4 protein-coding genes are annotated in these 4,428 nt (G+C 41.9%); all 4 read right to left on the reverse strand.

The features are described from left to right. Positions 1 to 153 precede the first annotated feature (153 nt). Positions 154 to 939: an MBL fold metallo-hydrolase gene (locus EI162_RS13550; RefSeq protein ID WP_192524842.1), complete on the reverse strand. Its 786-nt coding sequence runs from the start codon at positions 937 to 939 to the stop codon at positions 154 to 156. A gap of 253 nt (positions 940 to 1,192) precedes the next feature. Next, positions 1,193 to 3,280 carry a catalase gene (locus EI162_RS13555; RefSeq protein WP_192524843.1) on the reverse strand — a complete coding sequence of 696 codons (2,088 nt, stop codon included), beginning with the start codon at positions 3,278 to 3,280 and terminating at the stop codon, positions 1,193 to 1,195. Positions 3,281 to 3,705: 425 nt separating this feature from the next. Beyond that, the gene (locus EI162_RS13560; RefSeq protein ID WP_192524844.1) at positions 3,706 to 4,206 is read right to left on the reverse strand and encodes a DUF938 domain-containing protein; all 501 of its coding nucleotides are present in this window, start codon (positions 4,204 to 4,206) and stop codon (positions 3,706 to 3,708) included. 16 nt (positions 4,207 to 4,222) lie between these two features. Continuing rightward, a partial coding sequence (locus EI162_RS13565) for a transposase (protein ID WP_192523695.1) occupies positions 4,223 to 4,428 on the reverse strand: 206 nt, incomplete at its 5' end.

Raw genomic sequence — 4,428 nt, forward strand, 5'->3', positions numbered from 1 at the left:
TTAGGGTTTAAAACGCCCAATCAGGTGTTCTATAATATAATTTAGCGTTGCACTTGGTATGTTAATCTAAGCAGCTATTTGACGACGTTTAGCAAAATTCAGCCATTTTTAGCCCATTTAGATATAATCGCTTGAATTGAGGACACGCCCTAATTATTTACGATTGCGTTTAAAAACACTAAAACCGGCATCTTTTCGCCACAGCAACTTATGCTTAATGGTATCTTTAATCGTACGCGGATGCTTAGGCGCTTGAGCAATCAGCATATCAAAAGTCGTCTCATCTATTGCCAGCTCACGCCCATGAGCCATCATTACATTTGACGGTTGTAAATCTTTTATTTTTTGAAGTGACTGAATATACACTTTAGGATCATAAATTGGAAAAGGCGCCACAAATTTATGGCTCAGTTTAATAATCAAATCAGCGGTATATACTTGCCGACTTGGTACATGAAATAGCGACAAATCACGATCCGTGTGCCCTGGTGTTTCCAGCACCTGCCAGTCATCAAACTGTGGAATAGTATCACCATCATTGACTGTCAAATCAGGCTGCAAGTGCGCTGGATACCACAGCTTTCTAAAAGAGCGACCTTGGCGCTTAGCCACATAATGTGCAAGATTGATATCAACCAAATGCATGGCATGTCCCCCGATACCACTATACCATTGGTTTTTTTTATCCGCAGAGACAATCTGGCAACCTGTTTTCTCTCTAAATTGATGTGCACCACCTGCATGATCTGGATGCATATGGGTGACCATGACGACTTTTAAATCCGTTACTGGTCTTTGCAAAGTCGTTCTAATATAGTCCAATACCATCGATACGTCAGGGCGGCAAGCACCGTCTAATAGCATAATTCTATCTGGATACACCGCAAGGTACGTACTTTGAATATAACCATCTAAGCGTACGATATTACATAAACTCATTTATCTTCCTTGACCTATTATCAGTCATTCTTGTGATACTCTTTTTATTCGTTGATTAAACTGGTGCGCCTTAGTATAACGCCCGTTATTTTAAAATAAATGATTTTGAGTGAACGCTTGTGACTATATTTACCTAGTGTTTTATCATTTTTATAATGACTCTACATAGCTATCCTATAAAAATTTACCTTTATAACAATAAAAAACCCAGCACGTAGGCTGAGTTCTTTGTTTAGAAATTTAGATTAAAAAACTAAGCAAGATCTCGAACTTTTGGCTCGCGCTCCCACAGACGTGATTTGGCATTTTCAATGAAAGCATCTAAGTCCGCCAATGGCGTCACAAACGCATCTTTTTCAATGGGTAGCTTACTTAAAATAAACTCATCGGTCGCGCCGCAATAAGCAATAGCTTTACAATGTGCATAAGCATCTGTAAACCAATCTAACGCTGCGCTGTCTTTAGCCAGCTTCTTCGCTTGCTCAGGCATGATAATACTAACCACCGCATCAAACATCACAGATGGACCACCAGAAACGCGTTCATCAGCTTGTATACGTGTATCATCGTCCAAGACAACTTCTTTACTTGGTGCGACAATTTTTACTCGAGCGCCCTGCTTTTTGGCTGCATCTTCAAACTTCTTAATTTCGCTATACTTCGAGCCTTCTGCCACCAAGATGCCAATTAAGCGACCTTTTAAACTCTTTGGCGTACGACCAATGGTCTGTAACGCATCCGATGTCGCCATATCTTGTACCGGCGCTGCTGGTTCTGCCGCTTTTGGTAATTCCATACCCAGTGCTTTCGATACACGCTTAGTCAAGTCTTCATCGATATTACGTAGATGGCTAAGCACCCGCGTACGTACATGTGCCGTATCTACTTTACCCAGCTCAAATGCATAGGCAGAGGCAATATGGGCTTGTTCAGCTGCCGTTTGGCTGCGATAGAACATACGCGGCTGGCTATAATGATCGGCGAAGCTTTCGGCCCGCACGCGGCCTTTAACGCCATCATCTAGCTGCTCTTGGAACGACTCAAAGCCTTTTTTGACGCTCTCACGCGGTCTCGTTGTGTCTAGGCTTTGTGGCTCATAGAGGACACGAGTTTTTGGCACTTGCATTTGCATATGACCATCTTGCTGATTATTAGCAAACGGGCATTTTGGCGCGTTAATGGGAATTTGGGCAAAGTTCGGTGAGCCTAAGCGCGTGAGCTGGGTATCCAAATAGCTAAATAGGCGACCTTGTAATAGTGGATCATTACTAAAATCGATACCTGGTGGCAAATGCGATGGACAGAACGCCACTTGTTCCGTTTCAGCAAAGAAGTTATCTGGATAACGGTTTAGCACCATTTTACCTACTATTTTTACTGGCACTAATTCTTCTGGAATCAGTTTGGTCGCATCTAGGTGGTCGAACGGAAACTCATTGGCTTCTTCTTCGGTAAATAACTGTACGCCAAACTCCCACTCTGGATAATCGCCATTATTAATCGACTCAAACAAATCGCGACGATTGTAATCGGGATCTGCCCCAGAAATTTTAACCGCTTCATCCCAAGTGAGTGATTGCACACCAAGGACTGGCTTCCAGTGGAAACGCACAAAGGTGCTTTTGCCATCTTTATTGATAAAGCGATAACTATGGATACCAAAGCCTTCCATCATCCCAAGGCTACGCGGCAGCGCGCGATCACTCATCAGCCAAATAACATTGTGCATGGTCTCAGGGCTAAGCGATACAAAATCCCAAAAGGTATCATGCGCCGATGCCGCTTGCGGAAAACCGCGATCAGGTTCTGGCTTCACCGCATGTACAAGATCAGGGAATTTCATCGCATCTTGAATAAAGAAAATCGGCATATTGTTACCGACGATATCCCAGTTACCCTCTTCGGTATAAATTTTCACCGCAAAACCACGCACATCACGTGGCGTATCTTTTGAGCCTTTATTACCTGCAACCGTAGAAAAACGCGTGAATAATGGCGTCTGCTTACCTGTTTCTGTCAAAATCTTTGCAGTGGTATACTCTTCGAGCGATTCAGTCAGCTCAAAATAACCGTGTGCTGCACTACCACGCGCATGCACAATACGCTCAGGAATACGCTCATGGTCAAAATGATTTATCTTTTCACGTAATACATAGTCTTCTAACAGCGTTGGTCCACGAGCACCAATCTTAAGTGAATTTTGATTATCAGAAATAACCACCCCTTGCTGGGTCGTCATGTCTTTGGTGTCACTACCTGCACGCTGATGCGTTTCACCACCGTTGCCACGTTCGGTATTCATGTCTTTAGCGGGGTCAGTATGATCAATATTCTTATTCATAAAATATCCTAGCTGGCTAATGAGTAAAATGGACTATAGATAGGCCATTAAAGGCGCGCTGACACAGTTTTTATATCCTTGGAGGTGTTTTTGACTTCAACTGTCATTTAATTTTCTGTGTATGGCACGGTTAATTATTAAAAGATGAGAAAGCATTAATAATGCTCATCAATTATATTACTCAAAAACTGCCGCAGATATGTCACGTATATGGTTAAGCATGTTGATATTTGGTTAAGCGCTAAGCAAGTTAGAGGTAATATAAAACACTTTTAACGTTCTATATTATTGATAACTGAACGTTGCACTTGGTGTGTTAATTTAGGAGATTAAAAATGGGATGATAAGAGTAGATATAAAGGCGGGAGAATAAAATAGTGTCTTGATGGTGCAGTTTATTTGCTCGTTCTAAAAACCACTCTATTTTACGATTTCTTTTGAAACACCAATATTTGGTTATTGGCTGGCATCGCATATTGATGTGATAAGAATAAATGCTGTTTTTCTGCTACTTTTACAATTTCCTGTAAATCACGGATGCCACTTTTGCTATCACGCTGCCGTAAACTATGGTCAAACTGGCGATTGCTGTCACTGGTATAGTAACCATTGTCGTTAAATGGGCCATAAACGATTAACTTACCACTTGAAGGTAAGAAGTCTCCAACCAATTCAAATAGCTTTTCAACCAAAGACCACGAAATAATATGTAAGGTATTGGCGGTAAAAACCGCATCGTATGAGGTATTGATAGTCTGGTTAACTGGCACTGAATCACAAGACAAATCAAAAGCTAACGGCGCGTATAAATTAGATGCAGGGTAAGCAGTGTGCCAAGCGTTGATGATAGCATGATGTGCTAACACATCACTGGTCTGCCAGGTTAAATGTGCCAATCGCGGTGCAAAATAGAGCCCATCCCAGATTCTGTGTAACTGCCATTTAGATTAAATGCTTACTAATGCGATCATCAAACATAATCATAAAGCGATTCAGAGCAGACGTCCAGTTACGAATAGGCATCGACCACTTTTTGGATGCCTGCTGTGTTGCTAGATATACCACTTTAAACGCTGCCTGATCAGAGGGAAATACCTTACGCTTATTCACCGCCGTTCGAATCACACTGTTTAGCGACTCTATCGCAT

The organism is Psychrobacter sp. FME6, from assembly GCF_014861365.1.
Lineage (GTDB): Bacteria > Pseudomonadota > Gammaproteobacteria > Pseudomonadales > Moraxellaceae > Psychrobacter.

Bases quoted from the DNA above. Each gene is read 5' to 3' on its own strand.
- EI162_RS13550 (WP_192524842.1), bottom strand. From the start codon at position 939: ATGAGTTTATGTAATATCGTACGCTTAGATGGTTATATTCAAAGTACG.
- EI162_RS13555 (WP_192524843.1), bottom strand. From the start codon at position 3,280: ATGAATAAGAATATTGATCATACTGACCCCGCTAAAGACATGAATACC.